The organism is Streptomyces coeruleorubidus (genome assembly GCF_028885415.1).
GTDB classification, from domain to species: domain Bacteria; phylum Actinomycetota; class Actinomycetes; order Streptomycetales; family Streptomycetaceae; genus Streptomyces; species Streptomyces coeruleorubidus_A.
In genome coordinates this window covers 5079681-5103249 of the sequence record NZ_CP118527.1, presented here as the reverse complement: position 1 = coordinate 5103249, position 23569 = coordinate 5079681, and the positions used below count along the sequence as shown (strand labels likewise).

Annotated in this window: 22 protein-coding genes; 10 read left to right on the top strand and 12 right to left on the bottom strand. The window is 73.5% G+C overall.

The features are described from left to right. Nucleotides 1-24 precede the first annotated feature (24 nt). A complete protein-coding gene (locus tag PV963_RS23685; RefSeq protein WP_274817759.1) occupies nucleotides 25-1587 on the top strand; it encodes a carbohydrate-binding protein in 1563 nt (520 codons plus the stop codon). 192 nt (nucleotides 1588-1779) lie between these two features. Beyond that, entirely contained in the window at nucleotides 1780-2658 is an 879-nt protein-coding gene (locus PV963_RS23680) for a putative RNA methyltransferase (RefSeq protein ID WP_274817758.1), read from the top strand. Here PV963_RS23680 and PV963_RS23675 read toward each other — a convergent pair. From PV963_RS23675 to PV963_RS23660, 4 genes are read right to left on the bottom strand one after another with little or no spacing between them, the layout of a single operon-like run. After that, nucleotides 2655-3359 (bottom strand): DUF4328 domain-containing protein, encoded by a 705-nt coding sequence (locus PV963_RS23675; protein WP_274817757.1) that lies wholly within the window; start codon nucleotides 3357-3359, stop codon nucleotides 2655-2657. The two genes, PV963_RS23680 and PV963_RS23675, sit on opposite strands and share 4 nt — an antisense overlap. A gap of 21 nt (nucleotides 3360-3380) precedes the next feature. Continuing rightward, nucleotides 3381-3746 (bottom strand): DUF952 domain-containing protein, encoded by a 366-nt coding sequence (locus PV963_RS23670; protein WP_274817756.1) that lies wholly within the window; start codon nucleotides 3744-3746, stop codon nucleotides 3381-3383. A gap of 35 nt (nucleotides 3747-3781) precedes the next feature. Continuing rightward, nucleotides 3782-4738: a class A beta-lactamase gene (bla, locus tag PV963_RS23665; protein ID WP_274817755.1), complete on the bottom strand. Its 957-nt coding sequence runs from the start codon at nucleotides 4736-4738 to the stop codon at nucleotides 3782-3784. Nucleotides 4739-4752: 14 nt separating this feature from the next. Continuing rightward, nucleotides 4753-6387, bottom strand: coding sequence for a penicillin-binding transpeptidase domain-containing protein (locus PV963_RS23660; protein ID WP_274817754.1), 1635 nt, complete (start codon nucleotides 6385-6387; stop codon nucleotides 4753-4755). Nucleotides 6388-6472: 85 nt separating this feature from the next. On the opposite strand from PV963_RS23660, the gene PV963_RS23655 reads away from it, so the two are divergent. Together PV963_RS23655 and PV963_RS23650 are read left to right on the top strand one after the other, a co-directional pair. Continuing rightward, nucleotides 6473-7477 (top strand): LysR family transcriptional regulator, encoded by a 1005-nt coding sequence (locus tag PV963_RS23655; RefSeq protein ID WP_274817753.1) that lies wholly within the window; start codon nucleotides 6473-6475, stop codon nucleotides 7475-7477. Then, on the top strand, nucleotides 7474-8379 hold the full coding sequence (locus PV963_RS23650) for a serine hydrolase (RefSeq protein ID WP_274817752.1): 906 nt from the start codon (nucleotides 7474-7476) through the stop codon (nucleotides 8377-8379). Before PV963_RS23655 ends, PV963_RS23650 begins: the two co-directional genes overlap by 4 nt. Before the next feature lie 38 nt (nucleotides 8380-8417). Here PV963_RS23650 and PV963_RS23645 read toward each other — a convergent pair whose 3' ends face one another. From PV963_RS23645 to PV963_RS23630, 4 genes are all read right to left on the bottom strand, one after another. Continuing rightward, nucleotides 8418-8966 (bottom strand): tellurite resistance TerB family protein, encoded by a 549-nt coding sequence (locus PV963_RS23645; RefSeq protein ID WP_274817751.1) that lies wholly within the window; start codon nucleotides 8964-8966, stop codon nucleotides 8418-8420. A 209-nt stretch (nucleotides 8967-9175) separates the two neighbouring features. Next, entirely contained in the window at nucleotides 9176-11065 is a 1890-nt protein-coding gene (locus PV963_RS23640; RefSeq protein WP_274817750.1) for a glycine-rich protein, read from the bottom strand. Between the two features lie 120 nt (nucleotides 11066-11185). Then, nucleotides 11186-12541 carry a glycosyltransferase 87 family protein gene (locus PV963_RS23635; protein ID WP_342456398.1) on the bottom strand — a complete coding sequence of 452 codons (1356 nt, stop codon included), beginning with the start codon at nucleotides 12539-12541 and terminating at the stop codon, nucleotides 11186-11188. 193 nt (nucleotides 12542-12734) lie between these two features. Then, nucleotides 12735-14513: an ABC transporter ATP-binding protein gene (locus PV963_RS23630; protein ID WP_274817749.1), complete on the bottom strand. Its 1779-nt coding sequence runs from the start codon at nucleotides 14511-14513 to the stop codon at nucleotides 12735-12737. Nucleotides 14514-14587: 74 nt separating this feature from the next. Here PV963_RS23630 and PV963_RS23625 point away from each other — a divergent pair, with 74 nt between their 5' ends. The 3 genes from PV963_RS23625 to PV963_RS23615 all read left to right on the top strand — a co-directional run bounded on the left by PV963_RS23625 (nucleotide 14588) and on the right by PV963_RS23615 (nucleotide 17269). After that, entirely contained in the window at nucleotides 14588-15163 is a 576-nt protein-coding gene (locus PV963_RS23625) for a TetR/AcrR family transcriptional regulator (protein WP_274817748.1), read from the top strand. 169 nt (nucleotides 15164-15332) lie between these two features. Beyond that, a complete protein-coding gene (locus PV963_RS23620; RefSeq protein WP_274817747.1) occupies nucleotides 15333-16739 on the top strand; it encodes a glycoside hydrolase family 43 protein in 1407 nt (468 codons plus the stop codon). A 167-nt stretch (nucleotides 16740-16906) separates the two neighbouring features. After that, nucleotides 16907-17269: a DUF1304 domain-containing protein gene (locus PV963_RS23615; RefSeq protein ID WP_274817746.1), complete on the top strand. Its 363-nt coding sequence runs from the start codon at nucleotides 16907-16909 to the stop codon at nucleotides 17267-17269. 9 nt (nucleotides 17270-17278) lie between these two features. On the opposite strand, the gene PV963_RS23610 is transcribed toward PV963_RS23615, so the two are convergent. After that, entirely contained in the window at nucleotides 17279-17692 is a 414-nt protein-coding gene (locus PV963_RS23610) for a DUF5994 family protein (RefSeq protein ID WP_274817745.1), read from the bottom strand. A gap of 132 nt (nucleotides 17693-17824) precedes the next feature. Continuing rightward, on the bottom strand, nucleotides 17825-18676 hold the full coding sequence (locus PV963_RS23605) for a hypothetical protein (RefSeq protein ID WP_274817744.1): 852 nt from the start codon (nucleotides 18674-18676) through the stop codon (nucleotides 17825-17827). A gap of 142 nt (nucleotides 18677-18818) precedes the next feature. Between PV963_RS23605 and PV963_RS23600 the strand changes: the two genes are divergently transcribed. Both PV963_RS23600 and PV963_RS23595 read left to right on the top strand, forming a co-directional pair. Continuing rightward, nucleotides 18819-19193, top strand: coding sequence for a DUF6479 family protein (locus PV963_RS23600; RefSeq protein ID WP_274817743.1), 375 nt, complete (start codon nucleotides 18819-18821; stop codon nucleotides 19191-19193). Between the two features lie 107 nt (nucleotides 19194-19300). Then, nucleotides 19301-19720: a hypothetical protein gene (locus tag PV963_RS23595; RefSeq protein WP_274817742.1), complete on the top strand. Its 420-nt coding sequence runs from the start codon at nucleotides 19301-19303 to the stop codon at nucleotides 19718-19720. On the opposite strand, the gene PV963_RS23590 is transcribed toward PV963_RS23595, so the two are convergent. Beyond that, nucleotides 19714-20451 carry a carboxypeptidase regulatory-like domain-containing protein gene (locus tag PV963_RS23590; RefSeq protein WP_274817741.1) on the bottom strand — a complete coding sequence of 246 codons (738 nt, stop codon included), beginning with the start codon at nucleotides 20449-20451 and terminating at the stop codon, nucleotides 19714-19716. The genes PV963_RS23595 and PV963_RS23590 overlap by 7 nt on opposite strands. A 177-nt stretch (nucleotides 20452-20628) precedes the next feature. Next, entirely contained in the window at nucleotides 20629-22311 is a 1683-nt protein-coding gene (locus PV963_RS23585) for a glycoside hydrolase family 13 protein (RefSeq protein ID WP_274817740.1), read from the bottom strand. A 298-nt stretch (nucleotides 22312-22609) separates the two neighbouring features. Here PV963_RS23585 and PV963_RS23580 point away from each other — a divergent pair, with 298 nt between their 5' ends. Beyond that, nucleotides 22610-23542, top strand: coding sequence for an LAETG motif-containing sortase-dependent surface protein (locus tag PV963_RS23580; protein WP_274817739.1), 933 nt, complete (start codon nucleotides 22610-22612; stop codon nucleotides 23540-23542). The last annotated feature ends 27 nt before the right edge of the window (nucleotides 23543-23569 follow it).

The following is a 23569-nucleotide window of genomic DNA, read 5'->3' as shown; positions in this document are numbered from 1 at the left end:
CGTCACCACCCTTGGAGACGAACGATGCACCTGAGACCAGTGATCGCGTCCGTCGGCCTCCTGGCCGGCAGCCTCGTCGCACTGTCCGGGACCACGGCACAGGCGGCGACCACCCGGTACGAGGCCGAGACGTCGCCGGCGGTCTGCGCCGGCACCATCGACTCGAACTGGGCCGGATACTCCGGCAGCGGGTTCTGCAATGGGGACAACGCAACCGGCGGCTACGCACAGTTCACCGTGACCGCGCCCGCCGCCGGCACGGCGACCCTCAAGGTCCGCTTCGCCAACGGCACGACCTCCGCACGCACCGCGAACATCGTGGTCAACGGCACGACGGCCGGCACGGCGGCGTTCGAGGGCACCGGCGCCTGGAACACCTGGGCGACCAAGACGCTCACCGTGCCGCTGCGGTCGGGCAGCAACACCGTCCGGCTCGCCCCGGCCACCTCCGGCGGCCTGCCCAACATCGACTACGTCGACGTCGAGACGGGCGGCAGCGACCCACAGCCCACCGGCCCGGTGCTGTACGTGTCGCCGGGCGGCACCGACAGCGCGACCGGTACGGAGTCGAACCCGACGACGCTCACCTCTGCGATCAGCCGCATCTCCGCCGGCGGCACGATCTACCTGCGCGGCGGCACCTACCGCTACTCCCAGACCGTCACCATCCCGGCGGGCCGCAACGGCACGTCCGGCGACCGCACGGAACTGTTCGCCTACCCGGGCGAGACCCCCGTGCTGAACTTCTCCGCCCAGAGCGAGGACCCGGCGGGCCGCGGTCTCGCCGTCAACGCGTCGTACTGGCACGTCAAGGGCGTCGTCGTCGAACGGGCCGGCGACAACGGCATCTTCGTCGGCGGCAGCAACAACGTCATCGAGCGCACGGTGACCCGCTTCAACCGCGACTCGGGACTCCAGCTCTCCCGGGCGCTCTCCAGCACGCCCAAGGACCAGTGGCCGTCCCACAACCTCATCCTGAGCGCGGAATCGCACGACAACGTCGACTCCGACGGCGAGGACGCCGACGGCTTCGCCCCGAAGCTCACGGTCGGCCCCGGCAACGTCTTCCGCTACACCGTGGCCCACCACAACATCGACGACGGCTACGACCTCTACACCAAGACGGACACCGGCCCCATCGGCGCGGTGACCATCGAGGACTCGCTCGCCTACGACAACGGCACCCTCAGCGACGGCTCCCAGGCCGGCAACGGCGACCGCAACGGCTACAAGCTCGGCGGCGAGGACATCGGGGTCAACCACATCGTCAGGCGCAGCATCGCCTACCAGAACGGCAAGCACGGGTTCACCTACAACCGCAACACCGGCCCGATGCAGGTCTCGGACAACGTGAGCATCGGCAACGAGCAGCGCAACTTCAACTTCGACTCGGGCAGCACGTCGGTGTTCCGGAACAACACCTCCTGCGACAGCGGGTCGAACGACCGGATCATCGGCGACTCCGACAGCTCGAACCAGTTCTGGTCCGGCTCGAACGGCTCCCGCTGCTCCTCCTACGCCGGAGCCCCGCGCTGGTCGTTCGCCTCGGACGGGCGGCTCGTCGTGACGTTCGGGGGCGGCAGGTAGCCTGGCCGTATGGCATGCAACGGCATTCCGCACTGCTTCCTCTGACACCGCGGTGAGGACGGCGACGTGACCAGGTCACGTCGCCGTCCTCGGCGTGCCCGCCGTCCGCGGGCGCCGACGACCCGCCGTTCACCGCCTGTATCCAGCTCGGCCCAGCCCTTCCGGCCCGCCGAGCTGTCGAGGAGCATTTTCATGCCGACCATCCATCCGGGAACCGGCCGCCGCCGGCCCTCCGACCGGCTGCTGACCGTCCTGACCTGCCCCCTGTGCCCGTCGGGCCTGGAGCGCGCCGACGGTGCGCTGCGGTGCGCGGGCCGGCACACCTTCGACATCGCCCGCCACGGATACGTCAGTCTGCTGACCGGCCACCGGCGTGCCGCGAGCGCCGACTCCGCCGACATGGTCAGGTGCCGCAGCGCGTTCCTCCGGGCCGGGCACTACGACCCGCTCGCCCGCACCCTCGCGAGGCTCGCCGCGGAACTCGCCCCGCCCGACGCGGTCGTGCTGGACGCCGGGGCGGGCACCGGTCACTACCTCGCGGCCGTCCTCGACGCGCTCCCCGGGGCCTTGGGACTCGGGCTGGACAGCTCGGCCCACGCCCTGCGCGCCGCGGCCCGCGCCCATGCCCGCGGTGAGGCCGCCGGGTGGGACGTCTGGCAGCCGTGGCCCGTCCGCTCCGGCTGTGCCCACCTCGTGCTCAACGTCTTCGCGCCCCGCAACGGGCCGGAGTTCCACCGCGTCCTCCGGCCGGACGGCGCCCTGCTCGTCGTCACACCCAGCGACCGGCATCTGCGCGAACTGCGCCGGTCCCTGGGGCTCCTGGCGGTCGATCCCAGGAAGGAGGAGCGCCTGCACCGGACTTTGGCGGACCGCTTCCGGCACGAGCGCGCCGAGTCGCTGGAGTACGCCATGAGCCTCACCGCCGAGGACATCACCGGTCTGGTGACGATGAGTCCGGCCGCCCATCACGTCGGGGACGCGGAACTGCGGCGACGGGTCGGGGAGTTGGCGGCTCCGGTGCGAGTGACCGCGTCGTTCGTCGCGTCGGTGTACCGGCCGCGGGAGCGTTAGGAGGCCGTCCCTGGGCGCCCTGTCGGTGCGGTCTCGTCCATGCGCTCCTGCTGCGCGGTGGTGAGCGTGCGGATCATGAGGGCGGCGGTTCCGGCCGCCGCCACGATCACCACGTCGGCGGCCAGCAGGGACAGGACGTCGGTGTAGGCGCGGGCGATGACCTCGTCCGTGGAGTCGGTGTAGATCAGGCCCACACCGCCGGCCAGGCCGGCCAGCCACAGGGCCCACCACCAGTTCACGACGGCCGGCAGCCGCCGGTCGGGGAAGACGGACCGGTGGGCGTCCGCGACGATGCCCCGGGGTATCCAGAGGTTCACGACGGGCAGGATCCAGCCCAGGTAGAGCCAGAGAGATCCGTACCGCGGTTCCGTGCCCGAGAGGGCACGGGCGTTGTCGCGGACGCGGTCCAGCCAGGACAGGAACGCGAGCGCGCAGAGCACCGTGACGGCGCCGCCCACGGAGCTGACCAGGTGGTATGAGTCCTCCAGGGCGGTCAGCGGGCGGTGCTGGCCGCCTCCCTGGTCCGGCGGGCCGGACGCCGGCTGCCCGGTCGTGGCGAGCCGGATGTGCCAGACCGCCCGGACCACCCAGGCCAGCGCGGCGAGGGCGAGCGCGGCGACGGCGCAGCGGGCCGCGCCGCGGACCGGGCGCGGGGCGGAGGCGGGGGCCTTGTCGGTGAAGGGGGTTTCCTGATCGCTCACCCGGTCATCCTGTCGTACCGCTCACCCGGTCCTGTCCCCCAGTCCCACCGCCCGGCCCCGCTCGTCCCACCGCACTTCGAGGACGTGATCGACGGCGTCCCGGTCGAGAGGGCCGTACACGTGCGGGAACAGGGTGTCCCCGGCGACCCCGGGCGGCGGGGCGGGGGCCGCCGCCTCCCACTCCACCCGCGCGGTGAGGCGGGTCTCGTCGAGGGCGAGCACCAGCAGGGGCCGGGGCGCGTCCCGGTAGAAGGCGTTGACGACGGCGAGCGTGGTCGGCTCGTCCGGTGAGCAGTGCACGAAGCCCTCCTCGGCGAGGGAGGCGGGGGCGTACGGCTCGTCGGGGGCGGCGTTCCAGTCGGTGAGCGGTATGGAGTGGTAGATCATGGCCCCGTTATAAGCCACCGGGGGCCCGAGGGCCTCTAGAGCCCCAGGGCGGTGATGGTCCGTGCGGTGGCTTCGGCGATGAGGGCGTCCGAGGGTTCGGCGTCGTGGCCGGCCCGGTCGGTCATGACGGCCAGGACGAGTGGTTCGGTGCGGGGCGGGCGGACGATCGCGATGTCGTTGGCCCTGCCGTAGTTGCCCGTGCCGGTCTTGTCGGCCACCTGCCAGCCCTTGGGGAGACCGGCCCGGATGCGGCGGGCGCCGACCGTGGTGGCGTTGCGCGAGAGCCAGTCCGTCAGCAGGGCGCGTTCACCGGCGGGCAGGGCGGTGCCCAGGAGCAGCTTGCGGAAGTCGGTGGCGACCGCGCGGGGAGTGGTCGTGTCGCTGGGGTCCTCAGGTGGTACGTCGTGCAGTTCCGGTTCGTAGTGGTCCATGCGGCTGACGGTGTCGCCCAGTTCGCGCAGATAGGCGGTGAGCTTCGCCGGGCCGCCGAGGTCGCGCATGAGCAGGTTGCCGGCCGTGCCGTCGCTGAAGCGGACGGCGGCGTCGCAGAGTTGGCGCAGGGTCATGCCGGTCGCGACGTGCCGTCCGGTGATCGGCGTGGTGGACTCGAGGTCGGCCCGCGTGTAGGTGACGCGCCGGTCCAGGCCGTCGAGGGAGCGGTGGTGCAGGACCGCCGCCGCGGCCAGGGCCTTGAAGACCGAGCAGAACGCGAAGCGCTCGTCGGCGCGGTGGACCGCCGTGGCGCCGGTGCCGGTCGCGAGGGCGTAGACGCCGACCCGTGCGCCGTACTCGCGTTCCAGGTCCGCCAGGCGCGGGCGGTGGACGGGCGGGGTGGGGGTGCGGCGGCTCGGCTCCGGGCTCGGCCGGGTGGTCGTGGTGGCCCGGCCGGCGCGGTCGGTGTCCCGGCCGGCCGTGCCGCAGCCGGTGAGGGGGAGTAAGGCCGCGGCGGCCAGGAAGGCGCGGCGGGAGGAGGCGGGCGCGTCGACGGGCATGCGCGGAGTTCCTTTCACTCGGAATCGCCGGGGACGGCGGCCAGCAGACCGCGGACGACGGGCCCGGCGGAGCCGCCGCCGGTGACGCCCTCCTCGACGACGCAGGCGACGGCGACGTTGCCGCGGTGCGCGACGAGCCAGCCGTTGTTGTCCTGGTCGTCGGAGACCTCGGCGGTGCCGGTCTTGGCGCCGATGTCGCCGGGCAGGTCGGAGAGGACCTGCGCGGTGCCGTCGGTGACGGTGGCGCGCAGCATCTCGCGCAGTTGGGCGACGACGTCCTGGGGCAGCGGGGTCGTGCGGGTCGTGTCCTCGTTCCCCTCGGTGAGCGAGGGCTGGTGGAAGGTGCCGGAGACGGCCGTCGCGGTGACGGACGCCATGATCAGCGGGTTGGCCTGCACCCGGCCCTGCCCGATCATCGAGGCGGCCTTCTCCGTCTCGTCCTTCGGCACCGGCACCGAGCCGTCGTACGAGGCAGCCCCGACGTGCCATTCCTGGCCGACGCCGAAGTACTTGCGGGCCACCTCGCCCAGCTCCCCGTCGTCGAGCCGGTCGCGCAGGCTGATGAACGCGGTGTTGCACGACTCGGTGAAGTCCTTGCGGAAGGTGGCGCCCGGGTGCTCGGACAGCTCCACGTTCTGGAACCGCTTCCCCACCGTGAGGTACTTGGGGCAGTCCACCACGTCGCCGGGTGCGACGGCGTCTTTGAGCAGCAGGGCGCTGCTGGTGACGATCTTCCAGGTGGAGCCGGGCGCGTAGGTGCCGGACAGCGCGCGGTTGAAGCCGGACGACGGGGAGTTCGCCACGGCCAGGATCTCGCCGTCGTCGATCCGCAGGGCGACGAGCGCGGCGTTCTTGCCGTCGGCGTGGGCGGCGAGGGCCTTCTCGGCGGCGGCCTGCCAGCCGGCGTCGAGGGTCGTGCGGACCGGGCCCTCGTCCCTGACCGTCCGCGCGCCGAACCTGGCCTCCGTACGCTCGACCTTCCCGGTGGCCCGGTCGACCAGGTGGATCGCCCCGCGCGGGCCGGTGCCCTCGCCGCCCCCGCCGAGCCGGGCCGTGACCGGCGCCAGGGAGGGGAACTCCGCACCCGACAGGGCCGTTCCCTCCCGGTCGGTGACCTCCGGTGGCTTCGTCTCCTCGCGTTCGAGGCGGAACTTCTCGGTGTCGCTCAGGCGCGGGTGGACGAGGGACAGCTTCCAGTCCACCTTCCAGCTGCCGTCGCTCTGCTCGCGCAGCGGCAGCTTCGACTCGTAGGTCCAGGTGCCCAGGCCCTCGACGGGCATCCGGGCGGTGAACGGGACGGTGACCGTGCCGTCCTCGCCCTCGGCCGCGGGCTTGGCCGTGAGCTTCGGTCCGCTGATGTCGAGGCCGGTGGTGAAGCTGTCCAGCACCCGCTGTGCCGTGCCGGGACTGGTCGTACGGCCGGCCGCGCTCGGCAGCCGGCCGGCGGCCCAGTCGGCGAGGAACGCGCGGGCCTGTTTCCCGGCCGCGGGGTCGGGCCCGGTGTCCCGCTCGAAGGGTCCGAGACCGGCCGCGAACGCCCCGCCCGCGGCGACGGCCAGCACCACCGCGCCCGCGGTGACGGCCCGCACGGCCGTCCGGCGGGGCCCTGGGCCCCCGGTGGTGACGCTGGTGTAGTCGTGGTGATCCATGCGCCGAGAACAGCAGCGGCCCGGGCACCTTGTCCAAGACCGCTATCGATCTCGTATCAATACCAAACGGATATGCTTCCTGCTCGTGGACCTGGTGCGGCACTTGGAGTGCTTCGTGGCTGTTGCAGAAGAGTCACACTTCGGCCGTGCCGCGGCGCGTCTGGGCATGGCCCAGCCGCCGCTCTCGCAGCGCATCCAGCGCCTGGAACGGCACCTGGGCGTCCGGCTCTTCGAACGCAGCAGCCGGCAGGTGGCCCTCACCGAGCCCGGGGCGCTGCTGCTGGCGGAGGCCCGGGAGGTGCTCGCCCGCTCCGAGGCGTTCATGGCCACCGCGCGCCGCATCCGGGACGGCGAGACCGGCCTGCTGCGTGCCGCGCTGCCGCCGGACCTCTCCGGGGAGACCGTCGCCGCACTGCTGGCGGGCTTCACCTGCGCGGGCGTGAGCGGCCTGGAGCTGGAGCTGCACGAGCTGTCCACCGCCCAGCAACTGGAGCGGTTCGCCGCGCACGAGCTGGACGTCGGGCTCATCCACCACCCCTGTGACGTCTCCGGGCTCGAACTGGGCCCGGTGCTGCGGCGCGAACTGGGCGTGCTGCTGCCACGCGGCGCGGCGGCGGCCGGGCTCGACGAGGTACCGCTCGCCTCCCTCACCGGCCACGACCTGATCCTCTTCCCCCGCGCCGGCGCCCCCGCCGTCTACGACGACCTCCTGACCACCTGCGCCCGCAACGGCTACACCCCGCCCGCCGTACGCCACGCCCTGGGCGCCAGCTTCGTACGCGGACTGGTGCTGTCCACGGAGGCGGTGGCCTTCAGCCCGCGGGACACGCACGGGCACGCGCAAGAGGGCGCAGAGGGCGCAGAGGGCGTGGACACGGAACGGACCGAAAGGGGCGTCGTATGGCGCCCCCTCACCGGCGCCCCGCTGGCCCTGCGGCACTCCGTCGCCTGGCCGGCGGGGCGCGGGGACGCCGCCGTGTCCGCGTTCGCCGAGGCCGCCACACACGCGCTGCGCACCACCGCCGACGCGACCCCCGACCTGCCCTCCCGCCCGCTGCACCTGCGCCCGGCATCGGAGTACTGGCTGTGACCGACGCCCTCGCCCGCATCCACGCGGCCTTCGCCGACGCCGGGGTCACCGGCCGGCTGCACGCCGTCGACATCGACAGCGGCGCGCAGCTCGATGCCGGGGCGGACCAGCCGGTCTGCACGGCCAGTGTCCACAAGCTCTGTGTGCTCGTCACGCTCCACGAGCAGGCCGCGGCGGGGATCCTGGACCTCACCGAGCAGGTCGAGTGTCCGCCCGAGGGCCGTACCGCCGGCCCGACGGGACTCGCCGCGATGCTCGACGGCGCCCGGCTGTCGCTGCGGGACCTCGCGTATCTGATGATGTCCGTCAGCGACAACGCCGCCGCCGACCTGCTGCTGGCCCGCGTGGGTCTGGACGCCGTCAACCGCACCACGGCCCGCCTCGGCCTCACCCGCACGTACGCGGTTCACGCTTTCGGGGAGCTCCTCGCCACCATCAAGGAGGACGCCGGCCCCGGCGGCGCGCGGTCGCTGGCCGACCCGCACGTCGTCGCCCGGCTGCGGGCGCTGGACCCGGCCCGCACCAACCGCAGCACCCCGCGCGACATGACGCGTCTGCTCGCCGCCGTCTGGCGCGACGAGGCGTGCACGCCCGAGCACGGCGCGGCCATCCGCCGGGTCCTCGGACTGCAGGTGTGGCCGCACCGGCTGGCGTCCGGGTTCCCCTTCGACGACGTCCATGTGGCGGGCAAGACGGGCAGTCTGCCGACCGTGCGCAACGAGGTCGGCGTCGTCGAGTACCCCGACGGGGGGCGCTACGCCGTAGCCGTCTTCACGCGCACGGCCCGCACCTCCGCCCTTCAGCCCGCCGCCGACTCGGTCATCGGCACGGCGGCCCGCCTGGCCGTGGACGCCCTGCGCGCTCCCCGGGCGGCCCCGAGAAGGGCCGGTCCGGGTCGCTGATCAGAGCTGGGACTCAGAGCTGGGACCAGAGCTGGGACTCAGAGCTGGAACTCGGCCGGAGACAGCCCCAGCGCCGCGCAGGCCTCGCGCAGGACGGTCGCCTCGGCCTGGGAGAAGTGGCCGTCGGCACCGGCGATGACCATGCCTGTCTGGATCACGGCCCGGGCCTCGGTGGGCTTCTTGGCGGCCTTGGCGATCTCCTGCATGGCCTCGGTCTTGCCGTGCTGGAAGTTCATCGTCAGCTGGTCCACGTGCTTGTTGAAACGCTGCCGCAGCTGCTCCGGCGGGAAGTTCTGAAGCACGTCGTTGCTGAGGATCATCGACTCGACCTGCTGCCGCTCGGCCGGGTCCACCTGCCCGTCGGCCGCCGCGACCAGCGCGCACACCGCCATGCTCGCGTCCCGGTACGCACCGCTCTTCAACTCGGTCTTCAGCGAGCCGAGCTGAGTCTTGAGCACACCGATCAGCTGGGCCTTGCTGCCGCCGCCGGACCGCGTCCCCCCGCTGTGCCCACCGGTGGCGCCACGCCCGCCCTGAGTCTGCTGGAGAGCCTTGGCCTGGTCCTTGAGCTTGTCCCAGACTGCCATTGAGTCACCTCGGTATTCGTCGGAAGTCATCTCTCGAACCCGCTCCCGCGCGCTCACCGGATCAACGCCCGACCCCCTGGCAAAGGTTCCGCAAAACGCGCCCCTCTCTCACCACCTGCTTCTCCGGCGGCCGAAACGGCGACTGCCCGCGCCCGGTGACCGGGTGCGGGCAGTCGCGGTGACGTGGTGTCAGGCGCTGTGCCGTCGCGTCACGCGTCGTCGCGCGAGCGGAGCCTCAGGCGCGGGGCGAGGCGGAAGGCCGCGAAGCCCGCCGTGGCCAGGGCCGCGGCTGCCGCGAGGAGGAGGCCGATGCCGCCGGCGCCGGTCGAGGCGAGGCTGCCGCTGTCGAGGTTCGTCGACGTGCCGCCCGTGGTCGACGTGCCGGTGCCGCCGGTCGTGCCCGAGGTGCTTGTGCTGGGCGACGGGCTCGGGTCGGCCGAGGCGCTCGGGCCGGTCGTGGGGCTCGGGGACGCCGAGGGCCCGTCACCGGCGACGACCTCGACCGCGAACTGGGTCATGGCGTCGCCGACCGACGCGGCGACCGTGTACGTGCCCGTGCCCTCACCGGCGGTCAGGGTCGGGGCCGTGGCCCTGCCCCGGTCGTCGGTCCTGACGCGGACGACCTGCTCGCCGTCCTCGAAGCGGGGGGCGTCGTCGCTGTCGTCCTCGACCCGGAACTCGACCTCCGTGCCGGCCGGTGCCGCGGCGCCCGACCTGACCACGCGGGCCTGGAGAGCCTCCTCGAAGTCCTTGCCCTGTTCGGCCTGCTGGTCGTCACCGCCCGCGACGGTCACGGTGTAGGACGACTTCTTCACCTTCACGGTGAAGACCGTCGAGGCGCCGTCGGCCTCGGCGCGGACCGTGAACTCGCCCTCCTTGCCGATGCCCGCCTGGAGCGGCGCGGACTGGGCGCGGCCCCGCGCGTCGGTCGGCACGGCCAGCTCGGTGGTGTCGGCGCCGTCCTTGATGAAGAAGAAGGCGCCCAGCTTGTCCGGGTCCTCGATCGTGAAGGTGACGGAGGCGTTCTCGACCGGGTCGCCGGCCTTGTCACGGGCCGCCACGGCCACCGGGTCCGCGCCGCCGCCCGGCTGGACGGTCTGGCCGGCTCCGGAGACCTGGGTCAGCTCCGCGATCGCCGGGGTCTTCCACTGGAACACGATGCGCCCGTGGCCGGCGCGGTCGGTGTTGACGCCGCCCTCGGCGATGCCGCCGCGCACCGGCTCGCCGGAAGCCTGCCAGAAGGGGTCGGTCTTGGCCGGGGCCTCGGTGCGCTTGCCGCTGAGCAGCCGGGCGCCGGTCACCCGGTCCGGGTCGGCGTAGCTGCTGCCGCCCGCGCCGCTGCCGACCACGCCCTGGGCGTCGTCCGTGCCGCCGCCACCGCCGCCGCCCGCGTAGCCGGCGCCGCCGCCACCGCCTGCGCCGCCCGAACCGGAGCCGCCCGCACCGCCCTTGCCGCCCCCGGAGGCGTCGGCGCCGGAGGAGCCGTTGCCGCCGCCCGCGCCGCCGGTGGCACCGGCCGCGCCCTTGCCGCCGCGCTCCGACTCCGTGTCGTCCTGGCCGCGCTCGCCGCCACCGGGGCCGCCGTGGCCGGACTCCGGGCTGCCGTACCCACCACCGCCGCCACCGGCGGCGATGAGCAGCGGCTTGCCGTCGCTGGTGCGGACGCCGCTGCTGTTGCCGCCGATAGCGGCGTACTTGCCGCCGCCCGCGCCGCCGAGCGCGTCACCGAAGCGCTGGACGCCGACCGCGAGCGACAGCCGCTCCCCGGGGGTGACGCGGAGCGTGCCCGCGGTGTAGCCGCCCGCGCCGCCGTTGGCCGAGGGGGTGCCCTCGCCGCCCTGGCCCCAGGCCCTCACGTCCAGCGCCGTGACGCCGGCCGGGACCTGGAACTCCTCGCGGGCGCCCGTCGGATCGAACAGCCGACAGCCGGAGAACCCTGCCGTCGGCGTGCAGGTCTTCCCGGCGAGGACCGCGCTGCCGGCGGCCGTGGCGGCCGGCGCGCCCGTCAGGGCGGTGCCGGCGGTCAACGCCACGAAGGTCAGGGCCGCCGCGCCGCGCCGGAGTCTGGCGCGGCGCAGCACGACGGAATCGTGATGCATCAAGGAAACTCCCCAACTCGTCACAAGCTCCCCCCCAGGGAGCCATGAAATGCTCGATCAGAATCGAACAAGACCAGTGAGACAGCTGATCAAATGTGGCGCTCCCGGGTCAACAGAGAATCAGCCACTCGACGGCAGAAAGCGGTCACGCCGGAACCACACGGCCAGTACCAGCGGATAGGCGAGGTAGCCGAAGCGCGTGGCCGGCATCAGACACATGGCCAGGGCCAGTCCGAGCGCCACGCGGTCCGCCGCGGCGACGACCGTGCGCGGCGGGCGGGCCAGGAGCCAGGTCGCCATCCCGACGGCGGTCGCCGCCAGCGCCGCCACGGCGACGGCGCGGCCCCCGGGCACATGGGTGGCGAGCAGGTGACCGGGCAGCGGGCTGGTCGCCGGCGATCCGGCGCCGGCCGCACCGAGCGGGAACAGCACCACGTGCTCGACGAACGCGTGCGGATCGACGAGGGCGAACGGCACGACACCGGCCGCCGCCACCGCCAGGGCCGTCACCGCGGCCCTGGTGGCGGCCCGGCGCCCCGTCGTCACCGCGATCAGCACCAGCGCGACCGGCAGCAGCGGCCAGGCGGTCCACTTCAGCGCCGCCGCGGCCCCCATCGCCGCCCCCGCGCCCACGGCACCCCCACGCCGCCCCGCCAGAGCCAGCCCCAGACACATCAGCCCGATCACCGGCAGATCGACCCCGCCCACCGCCAGGGCCAGAGCGACGGCCGGACAACTGGCCAGCAGCAGCGCGGGGTTGACCGGGGCGGCAGGGCTGGTGCGTGCGTCCGCCGCCAAGAGCGCCGACCCGGCCGGCACCTCCCGCCCGCTGCGGGCGACGGCACCCCCGCGACCACGCCGGGCGGCCGGCAGCATCCCCGGCTTCGCCAAGCCCGCCGCAGCGCTGCGCACCCAGCCGCCCCCGGGGCGGGCCGCCACAGCCAGTGCGCCCAGGAACACCGCCGCGAACCACAACCGGGCGTCCGTGAGCGGGGTGTCGCCCAGAAGGGCGTGGGGGAGGCCGAGCAGGGCCATGCCGGGCAGGTACGGGTTGAAGTCGTCGACGAGCGACGGGTGCGGGGCGTAGGGGCTGCCGGTGGCGAGCAGCAGGTCGCCGGAGTGCTCGACGACGCCGACCTCCGGCTGGGCCGTGCCCAGCACCATCAGCACCGCCAGCGGCAGCAGCACCGAGCCCGCGACCGCCGCGAGCGCGCTCGCCCGGCCCCAGGCGTACGGGCTGCGGGCGGCCAGGACGGCCGCCACCGCGTAGCCGGCGGCCGCGCACCCGCCCCACACCCGGTGGGCGGGCAGCGTCGTCACCGCGGCCAGCCCGAGCGCGAACACCGCCGATCCGGCCCAGTAGAGACCGTCCCGACGCGATCCCCTCGGAGTCCGTCGCAGGCCGTCCCGGTGACGGAGCGCGCGCGGGGCGGGGGCCGCCGGCGCGCTCGACGGGTACTGGAACTGAAGGGCCATGGCCGTACTCCTGTGACAGTGCGGAGGGACGGGCCCTCACTCGCCTCTGTCGCGGGGTCGAGGACCGACCCTCAATCTCCTGCCAGGCCCGGCCGCGCCACCTCGGCCGAACGGCCACCGTTCGCGACCGCGCAAGCCACTGCCTCGGCCGAACGGCGGAGCCGGCCCCGAAGTTCGCCGTCCCGCCCCCTCGTCACACCGCCCGCGCGTCCGCCGCGATCCGCAGGGCCTCCACCAGCTCCCGGTACAGCGCGTCCGTGGCGAGCAGCTCCCCGTGGCCGCCCCGGGCGCGGACCCGCCCCGCCTCCATCACCACGATGGTGTCCGCGTCGATCACGGTGGACAGCCGGTGCGCGATCGTCACGACGGCCCCGGAAGCCGCGCGGGCGCGGACGCACTCCTGGACGGCGGCCTCGGTCAGCCCGTCGAGCTGGGCCGTCGCCTCGTCCAGGAGCAGCACGTCCGGGGTGCGCAACAGGGCCCGGGCCAGCGCGATGCGCTGGCGCTCGCCGCCCGAGACGGCCGCGCCGGACAGGGGCGTGTCGAGTCCCTCGTCCAGGGCGTCGACCTTCTCCGCCAGCCGCACCTCGCGCAGGACCCGGCGCAGTTCCGCGTCCGTCGCGTCGGGGCGGGCCAGCAGCAGGTTGTCGCGGATCGTCCCGGGCACGATCGGGGTGTCCTGCTCGACGTAGGCCAGGCGCGAGCGGATCTCGTCGTGGGTGAGGTCGCGGTACGGGCGGCCGTCCAGGAGCAGTTCGCCTCCGGTCGGCTCCAGGAAACGCAGCACCAGGGAGAACAGGGTCGTCTTGCCCGCGCCCGAGGGTCCGACGATCGCGGTGTGCCCGCGCCGGGGGATGACCAGGCCGACGCCGCGCACCGCCGGTTCGGCGTCGGGGCCGTAGGCCGCGGTGACGTCCCGCAGTTCCAGCACGGGCGCCTCCGGCAGGGCGGCCTCGCGCACAGGGACGTCCCGCGCGAACCGCTCCACCTCCTCCGTCTGGAGATCGGCGGTCTCCCGGATCCGTTCCGCCGCGGCGATCCCGGACTGGAGCGCGGTGACGTTCTGGCTGAGCTCGCTGATCGGGTCCATCAGCCCGAACGAGTAGAGCAGGAACGCGATCAGGCTGGACACCTCCAGTGCCCCCTCGGAGACCCGCCAGGCGCCCACGCCCAGGACCAGGATGATCGCGAGCTGGATGCCGGCCACCGCGATCGTCCAGGCCAGGGCCTCGCGGCGGACCGCGCGGATGCCGTGCTCGGCGGAGGTGCGCGCGTCGGCGACGATGCGCTCGGCCGTGCGGTCCTCGGCCCGGGCGGCCTTCACCGTCCGGATCGCGCGCAGAGCGCCCTCCAGGTTGCCGCCGAGCCGTCCCAGGTGGTCCTGGGCGCGCTGCTGCGCGGTGGCGATCTGGGGCATCAGGACGGCGAACAGGACGCCGACCACCACCACCGCCGCCACGACCGTGCCCAGCAGCACCAGGTCGAGGACGGCCATGAGCACCAGCGTCCCGAGGAGCATGACCACGGCGTTGATCAGGCCGACCGGGGCGCCGGTGGCGGCCTGGTGCAGCAGGACCGTGTCGGAGGTGACGCGGGTGACGAGTTCGCCGGGCGGGCGCCGGGTGGCGGCGGGCACCGTGGCCCGCAGGAATCTCCGCACCATCGAGTCGCGGGCCTGGAGCACCACGCGCTCCCCCAGCGCGCCGAGCAGCGTCCACTGCCAGTACATGACGGCGCTGCCCACCACCAGCAGCGACAGCAGGGCCGATATCGGCCCCCGCATCGAGCCGGAGCCGCCGAGCGCGTCGAGCACCCCCTTGGTGACCATCGGCGTGGCCAGCCCCATCCCGGACCCCACGAGGGCGAGGACGAGGGCCAGGGCCAGGGCGCGCTTGTGCGGGCGGGCGAACGACCAGAGGATCCGCAGCCGCGGAACGGACACCTTGCGGGACACGTCTTCCGGAACAGTCATGATGCCAAGTGGAGCACCGCTGTTCCATAACGGTCAAATGATTTTCACCGCGGAAGGCGCGCTACCGTATGCGCATGGGTGAGGACCGGACCACGGCGACGGAGAGCGGCACACGGGCCCGCACCCGGCGCGCCATCGTCGACGCCGCCGCCGCTCTGCTGGCCGCCGACCCGACCGCGTCGCTCGGCGACGTCGCGGCGGCGGCGGGCGTGGGGCGTACGACCGTGCACCGCTACTTCCCCGAGCGGTCCGATCTGCTGGCGGCCATCGGCACGGACGTCCTGGAGAAGGTCACGGCGGCGACCGAGCGCGCCCGGCTCGACGACGGCCCGGCCGCCAAGGCCCTGGAGCGGCTCTGCCAGGAGTACTTCGAGCTCGGCGACGGCCTCACGCTGATGTTCGAGACACCGCAGCTGGCGAACTGGTCCGGCTGGGAGGAGGAGACCGCCGCCGACGAGCACTTCCTGCGCACGGTCCGGCGCGGCCACGCCGAGGGCAGCATCGACCCCGAGCTGGACGAGGAGTGGGTCCGCAACCTGGTGTGGGCGCTGCTGTACACGGCCTGGGAACACACCCGCACCGCCGGCGCCTCCAAGCACTCCGCCATGACCCTGTGCCTGCACACCCTGCGCAAGGCCGTCGCGCCCTAGACCATCGCGCCACAGCGCCCTCCGCGTCGGGGAGTTCTTCGTCGCGTCCGACTCATTGACGCCACACGTCTCCCAGCCCTACGGTCTGGCCGAATTGCCGAACCGTGTTCGCAATATCGAACGCACTCGCACGCTTCGTTCCGTACCCCCGACGGAAGGCCGAGCCGCCATGACCACCCCCCGCAGAATCCCCGGCAGACCCTCACGCCGCCATGTCCTCGGCATGGCCGCGACCGTGCCGCTCGCTCTGACCGCCGATCTGGCCCTGGGCGCCGGTCCGGCCGGTGCGGCGACGGGCCCGGCGTTCGTGATGGGCTACTTCACCGAGTCCCCCAGCGGGCTCGGCACCGACTACGGCCTGCACCTGGCCGTCAGCCTCGACGGCCTGGAGTGGACGCCGCTCAACCAGAACAAGCCGGTCGTCACCCCCACCCAGGGCGCCGGCGGCCTGCGCGACCCGTTCGTGCTGCGCAAGCAGGACGGCACGTTCGCCGTGCTGGCCACCGACCTGAAGGGCACCGACTGGAGCTACAACAGCCAGTACATCCACGTCTGGGACTCGGCCGACCTGCGCTCCCTCACCGGCTACCGCAGGCTCAAGCTGCACGGCATGACCACCCACAGCTGGGCCCCGGAGGCCTTCTGGGACGCCGCACGCGGCCAGTACGGGATCGTCTACTCGTCGGTGAACGCCAGCGGCCACAACGTGCTGATGGTCAACTACACGACCGACTTCCGCACGGTGTCCGCACCGCAGGTCTTCTTCGACCCCGGCTACGACGTGATCGACGGCAGCTTCGCCCTCGGCGTCGGCGGCACGAACTACATGTATTTCAAGGACAGCTCGAAGCAGACCCTGGTCGGCGCCCGGTCCGCCACCCTCGCCCCGGGCAGCTGGCAGCGCTTCAGCACACCGGTGGCCCACGGCGGCACCGAGGCACCGATCCTGGTCAAGTCGCTGTCGTCCAGCACCTGGTACCTCTGGGGCGACACCTACACGCCCAACGGCGTCTTCTACGCCTGGCAGACCACCGACCTGGCCTCCGGCAGCTGGACGCCGGTCGACCAGCGCCGCTACACCCAGCCGGTGAACTCCAAGCACGGCAGCATCGCGGCGCTCACGGGCACGCAGTACGACAACCTCCTGGCGCACTGGGGAGCCCCGGCCTGGAACCGGCTCAAGTCGTACAACCACCCGGACCGCTACGTCCGCCACGCCGGTTTCGCGGGCCGGATCGACCCCTACCCCTTCGACCCGTACACCGACGCCCAGTGGAAGCTCGTCCCCGGCCTCGCCGACGCGTCCGGGGTGTCCTTCCAGTCGGTCAACTACCCGGACCGGTACCTGCGGCACTACAGCTACGCGCTGCGGCTGGACGTCAACGACGGCACGTCGGCGTTCGCCCAGGACGCCACGTTCCACAAGGTCCCCGGGCTCGCGGACTCCGCCTGGACGTCGTTCCGCTCGCACAACCACCCGACGCGCTACATCCGCCACTCCGGCTACGCCCTGCGCATCGACCCGGTCTCCACGGCCACGGACCGGGCGGACGCCACGTTCCGGATCGGCTACTGACCTGCCGCCCGGGCGGGAAGGCCGGGCCGGGCTCCCGAGCGGCACACGCGGGACGCGACGGCCCGGCCCGGCCTTCCACTGCCCGCAATCTGCCACCCGGCGCCCCGCTCCGCCTCCCGGGCAGGCCCGAACGAGAACGACGGGGGGAGCCTGCGATGATGCGGCCCATGTCGACCCTCGCCACCGTCGCGGTGCTGGCTCTCGCCGCCCTCCACGCCTACATCCTGGTGCTGGAGATGTTCCTGTGGACCACTCCGCGGGCCCGCGCCGCCTTCGGCACCAGCGCCGAGTTCGCGGCCGGGACGAAGGCCCTGGCCGCCAACCAGGGCCTCTACAACGGCTTCCTCGCCGCCGGCCTGCTCTGGGGCGCGGTGGCGTCCGACCCGGTGGGCTTCCAGGTCTCGGTGTTCTTCCTGGCGTGCGTCGCGGTCGCGGGGGTGTACGGCGCGGCCACCGCCAGCCGGAAGATCCTCTTCGTCCAGACCGTCCCGGCGCTGGTCGCCCTGGCGCTGGTGCTGCTCGCGCACTAGGACAGGGCGTCACTCGTCCTGTGTGACGGCCCGGTCCATGAGCCGGACCGCCTCCGCCTCCGGCGTCGCGGGCGGCACCACCAGCAGGTCCCAGCGGCCCCGGCCGGGCGTGAGCAGGCACACGGTGTCCGGGGTGGCCGGCGCGTCCCTGCGGCCCACGTGGACCTCCTGGCCGGCGACGTCCAGGTGCTCCGGGCAGTCGAGCCAGGTGCTCCCGTGGACCAGGACGCTGCTGATCCGGCCCCAGGCGCGCGGCAGCACGGCCAGCAGCCCGGGCAGTTCCACTGCCAGGTCGTAGGACCGGGGCCACCACGCGCCGTCGATACGGCGGGCCGTGCGGCCGAGACGCGGCTGGACCGCGAGTCTCAGCCGGACCTCGGAGGGTGCCGGGAAGGGCGGCGAGGGCGAGGAGGCGGACGTCATGAGGACTCCTGCTGCGAACGGGGGGCGTGGCCAGGAGACCGTAGGCCACCGGTTGCGGCATACCCCCGGTTCTTCCACCGTACCCGGAAGGGCGGCACGGGTGCCGGGCCCGCCCACGCCGCCCGGCGTCGGTCAGAGGCCGTAGCGGCTCTTCAGATGGCGCCAGAAGTCACGCAGCATCCACTTGTCGAACTCGGTGATCTGCGTGGCGCTGCCCGCCTTCATCAGGAAGCAGCACTGGCCGGTCGGCGACCAGTCGTAGAAGTCGTCGAGGCCGAAGGCGTGGCCGACCTCGTGCAGGTAGATGTGGATGTTCTCCTGGTTCAAGGCGCCGGTGAAGTACTCCTGGCCCATGCGCTGGCCCCAGTCGCCGCCCGCGCCGCCGCCGAAGCCCTTGGTCAACCACAGCGACTGGTCGTAGTGGCGGGCGGCGCCGCCCGGGCACTTCGAGTAGTCGCCGTCCTGGTGGAAGAAGCGGCCGCAGTCCGGGGCGCACTGCGGGGCGCCGCCGCTGTCGAGGATGCCGGCGTAGATGTCGACGGAGTTGTCGGTCCACTGGAGGGTGGAGCGGTTCTTCACCGCCCAGCCGACGATGTTGACGGGGACATCGGTGTACGGCCAGGCGTTGTGGCCCTTGCCGTTCTCGGTCATGGCCGCCATCCACTTGCCGAACTGCTTCTTCAGCGCCGCGTGGATCCGGTCGCGCAGGGCGGCGCTGACCGGGGCGTCGGACTCCCAGCGGACGCAGTAGTTGACGCTTCCCCGGTTGGCCATGACCTGGTCCCAGCCGTAGTTGCGGAAGCCGTAGAGGTTCCCGTAGGTCGACTCGACGTGGTTCCACACCTCGTTCAGGGGCTGGGCGAGGTGCGCGGGCGGGTTCCACTCGTCGGCGGCCTGCGCCCTGCCGCTCGCCATGCCGGGGGTGGCGAGCGCCGCCGCCAGGACGGCGAGCACGGTGAGCAGCCGTGCGAGGTGTCTGCGCATGGTGATCTCCCTCGTGTGGGGGGACGAGGTATCACCGTCAGGTCGTCGCGGGCGCCGCGGAGGTTGCCCGCGCGTGCGGGGCGGATGCCCAGGTGGGGACATTGCGGGCGCTTTATCGCATCACGTCGGCGATAATCGGAGCATGAGTACGGCAACGTATGAACTGCTGGCGGCGTCCTCAGATCACGCGGTCGCCGTGACCATCGCCTTCATCGGCGGGGCGGTCATCGCCCTCGCGCTGATCTGGTCCGTGCGGGTCGGGATGCGCGTCATGGACAAGGACACGCACCACCCCTCCCCCGAGGAACAGCCGCACCTCCCGGAGGGCGGGCCGGTCCACGAGACGCGGGAGATGCGGGAGCCCGACGAGATGCCGGTCGTGACGCGCGACGGCCAGCGGCTCCTGCCCCATGAGCTGCACCACGCGAGCACCAGGACGGGCAAGGACCAAAAGCCCCGCCGCTGGCTGCCCGGATCCAGCGGGTCCTTCGGCGGCGGCGGCCTCGGACACACGTGATGCCGTGAGGCCGTGAGGCCGCCGTAGGACAAGGGAGGCGACTGTCTGCCCGCCACCGGACGCGCTGGGCGACGGGCGGGGCGGCGCTGACGCTCGCCCTGGCCGGCGTGCTCACCGGCTGCGGCGGCGACAGCCCCGCGGACACCGCCCGCAAGGCGGAGTCCGCGGTCGGATCGATCGCCTCGCAGGCCTCCGAGGCGGCCGAGTCGGCCGCGGCGGAGGCCGAGCGCCGGCTCGACGACATCCGGGGCGGCACCGACGTCAAGGGCGATGTGAAGGTCGGCGCGCCCACCGTCGGCGCCGACGGCCGGGCCCGGGCCGAGGTCACCGCCGACAACACCGACGACTCGGCCAGGTCCTTCGCCGTCCAGGTCGATTTCACCGACGCCGGGGGCCGGCTGACCGACACGGTCATCGTCACCGTGGAGCACGTGCAGGCGGGCGACTCCGCCACGGCCACCGCCCGCAGCACCCACGACCTGTCCGGCGAGGTCCGGGCCGAGGTGGCCCGGGCCGTGCGCTACTGACCGGCGCCGGCGTCCGCCACCGAGATGTCGATCTGCTCGCTCATGGCGCTCACCCCGTTCAGGGTGGCGACCGCCTGCAGCCGGTTGGTGCCCGCCGGGAGAGCCGGCCCCGGGGTGCATGTCCAGGTGCCGTCGGGGGCGGCGACGGTCGCGCAGGCCTCGCGGTCGTCCTTGTCGCGGACGGTGATCCGGGCGCCCGGGTGCGCCGTACCGGCGATCTGCGGCCGGACGTCCAGCGGCACGCCGGACAGCGGGCGGGTCAGCGTCGGCCCGGCCAAGCCCACGGTCACGGCACACCGGCCGGCCGCCTGCCGTACGCCGTGCGCGTCGGTGATCCGCAGGACGCAGCCGCGCAGCCGCGTGCCGGGCACGGCGTCGGCGGGGACCGCCAGCACGAAGGGGAACGTGCGGTCCCGCCACGACTGCCCGGCCGCGTCGCCGGTGACGGTGTACGTCGCGCTGCGGCCGTCGGCGGCGACCCGGCCGAGGTAGCCCGGCGCGTCGAGCGGCGTGGCCGTCACGCGGGTGCCCCGGGGCGCCGTCAGCGTCAGCGTGGCGCCCGGCGCCGCCCCCTGGGAGCCCGCGACTCGGACGATGCCCTCCCGGCCGGGTGCGATGGTCGCGGCACCCCACAGCTCACCGTCCTGGGCCGCCGCCGGCGGGCCGGGGAACGCGAGCACCCCCGCGACGACGGCCCCCGCCACGACTGCTGTATTCCTGGACATGTTCATGGCGGGCGGGGCTCCCTGTGCGGACGTCGACGGCACTCTGCCGGCGATTCTCGCAGGACGTTCCCGCAGGTGGCACGGGCTGCTGGGCCGTGCGGGTGGCGGACGCCCGGCGTGGGCTGGGGTGCACGGGCTCGCCCCGCCCGCGTCCGTCGCCGGCGGGGTGAGCCAGGTCCGGGCCTAACGCCCGAGCCACACCGTCGTGTCCGGCCCGAGCCGGCCGTCCTCCAGTGGGGCGCTGCTCAGCAGCACCTCACCGGCCGGCAGCGAGACCGCCCTCGCGGACAGGTTCGTCACGCACCGCCAGCCCTCGCAGCGGTCGAACTGCAGGACGCCGTCCGGGGCGTCCGCCGCCCAGGTCAGCTCCTCGCCGTCGAGCAGCTTGCGGCGCAGCTTCAGGGCCGTGCGGTACAGCTCCAGGGTCGAGCCCTCGACGCCGTCCTGGGCCTCGACGGCGTAGGCGGCGAAGCCGGGTGGCTGCGGCAGCCAGGCACCGCCCGGCCCGAAGCCGTACGACGGTCCGGTCGTCGTCCACGGCAGCGGCACCCGGCAGCCGTCACGGCCCTTGCGGACGTGGCCCGTCTGCTCCCAGATCGGGTCCTGGAGCACCTCGGTGGGCAGGTCGGCGACCTCGGGCAGACCGAGCTCCTCGCCCTGGTAGACGTAGGCCGAGCCGGGCAGCGCCAGCATCAGCAGGGTGGCCGCCCGGGCCCGTCGGAGCCCGGCCGCCTCGTCGACCGCGGGGGCGTGACCGCCGGAGAGCAGCCAGGCGTCGAGGTCGGTGCCGGGCGGGAGCATCAGCCGGGAGGCGTGGCGGACGACGTCGTGGTTGGACAGCACCCAGGTGGCCGACGCCCCGGCCGCCCGGGCGGTGGCGAGCGAGTCGGTGATGACCTGCCGCAGCTCGTCCGCCTCCCAGCCGGCCTCCAGATACTCGAAGTTGAAGGCCTGGCCCAGCTCGTCCGGACGGGCGTACAGCGCGCGCCGGGCGCCGGGCACCCACGCCTCGGCGACCGCCATGCGGGGCGGGCGGTAGGCGTCCAGGATCTTGCGCCAGTCGCGGTAGATCTCGTGCACGTCGTCACGGTCGTAGAACGGGTGCGAGCCGGGCGGCATGCCGATGAGGGCCTCCTCCCGGCTCAGCTCGGGCGCGCCGAGGTCGCGCAGCGGTTCGCTCAGGTCCTTGACGAGGGCGTGGGCGACGTCGACCCGGAAGCCGTCGACCCCGCGGTCGGACCAGAAGCGCAGGGTGGTGCGGTAGTCGGCGCGGACCTCCTGGTTCTCCCAGTTGAGGTCGGGCTGCTCGGGGGCGAACAGGTGCAGGTACCACTGGCCGTCGGGCACGCGTTTCCACGCGCTGCCGCCGAAGACGGACTGCCAGTCGGTGGGCGGGAGTTCGCCGTGCTCGCCGCGGCCGTCGCGGAAGACGTACCGGTCGCGGGCCGCGGAGCCGGGCCCCGAGCGCAGGGCCTCCTGGAACCACACGTGCTGGTCCGAGGAGTGGTTGGGCACGATATCGACGATGACCTTCAGCCCGAGCCGGTGGGCCTCGGCGACCAGGGCGTCGAAGTCGTCGAGGGTGCCCAGGCGCGGGTCGACGCCCCTGGGGTCGGCGACGTCGTAGCCGCCGTCGGCGAGCTCGGACGGGTAGAAGGGGCTCAGCCACAGGGCGTCCACGCCCAGGGCGGCGAGGTGGGTGAGGCGGCGGGTGATGCCGCGCAGGTCGCCGAGGCCGTCGCCGTCGGCGTCGGCGAAGCTGCGGGGATAGACCTGGTAGACGACTGCCTGGCGCCACCAGTCGGGATCCCGGGACGACAGGTCGAGGGTGGAGCGATCGGTCACGCGGTCTCCTTCGCAGGGCATACGGGCGACAGCATTGAATCTGTCCAGAATGCCGGAAAGAGGAACCATCGCGTTGATCGGAGTGATCCATTCCCGCTGTGATGAAAGTGTGATGACGGAGCAACTCATGTTGCATACCCGCAGGTTGACAGCCTGCTGCGGCACGGCCACGATGGGGGCGCACTGAGGCGCATGTGACCAATGAGCCCAGTGTTTCTCAGACCACTCACCCCGGTGTGGCCCCCGGCAGCCGTGCGCCGCGCGCTGCCCGCTTGCCGTCACCCGGGTTCAGGCACACGCCAAGAAACGGGATACCCCTATGTCCATAGCGAGACGTGTCACCGCGCGCCGCCTGCTGGGGACGGGCGCCGCGGCCCTCGCCCTGTGCGCCGCATCCGCCACCACCGCGTTCGCCACCGGTACGCCCGGTGGCGAGGGCTGGTCGTCCGGCGGCACCTACAAGCCCGGGACCGGCGCGGGCACGGAGACCGGGACCGACCGCTGCCAGTTCTCACTCGACGGCACGAACTTCTTCGACTCGGTCAAGGTCGACGACCAGAACCTGAAGCCGACCGAGGACGGCAAGGTCCACATCAAGGTCCGCACGGCCGGTGACGCGACGACGTGCACGGCCTCCCTGGCCTCCTACCTCGCGCACGGCGCGACCTTCGCGACCTCCGGCGAGCAGGTGTTCGTCGACTTCGACACGGTGACGGTCAAGCCGGGCGGCACCGACTCGCTCGACATCGCCATCCCGGACAACGGCTGCTTCGGGCAGATCGACCTCTACCGGGGCGCGGTGAAGTTCGACGGCGACCTCGACGCGAAGGACGGCTTCGAGCACGGCGAGCTGCCCAAGGGGCCCGACCGTCCGGTCATCAAGGACAAGCTGATCGCGGCCTGGAACGGCGGCACGAAGGACTGCACGACGACGCCCCCGCCGGCGGAGCCTCCGGCGAGCTCGACGCCCCCGGCCACCCCGTCGGAGCCGGCCGAGGAGAGCACGCCGCCGGCCACCCCGTCGGAACCCGCCGAGCCCTCGACGCCCCCCGCCACGGACACGGACACCCCCACCCCGTCCGCCTCCCAGTCGACGACGCCCCCTGCCCCCAAGCCGAACGGCGGCGGCGGAGACCTCGCCGAAACGGGCGCCGACAGCAGCACGGGCCCGATCGCCATCGGCGCGGCGGCGCTGCTGGCGGGCGGCGCGGCCATGGTGGTCGCAACCCGCAGGAAGCGCGCGACGCGTTGATGCCGGAGGGGCCCGGGGCTTTCGAAC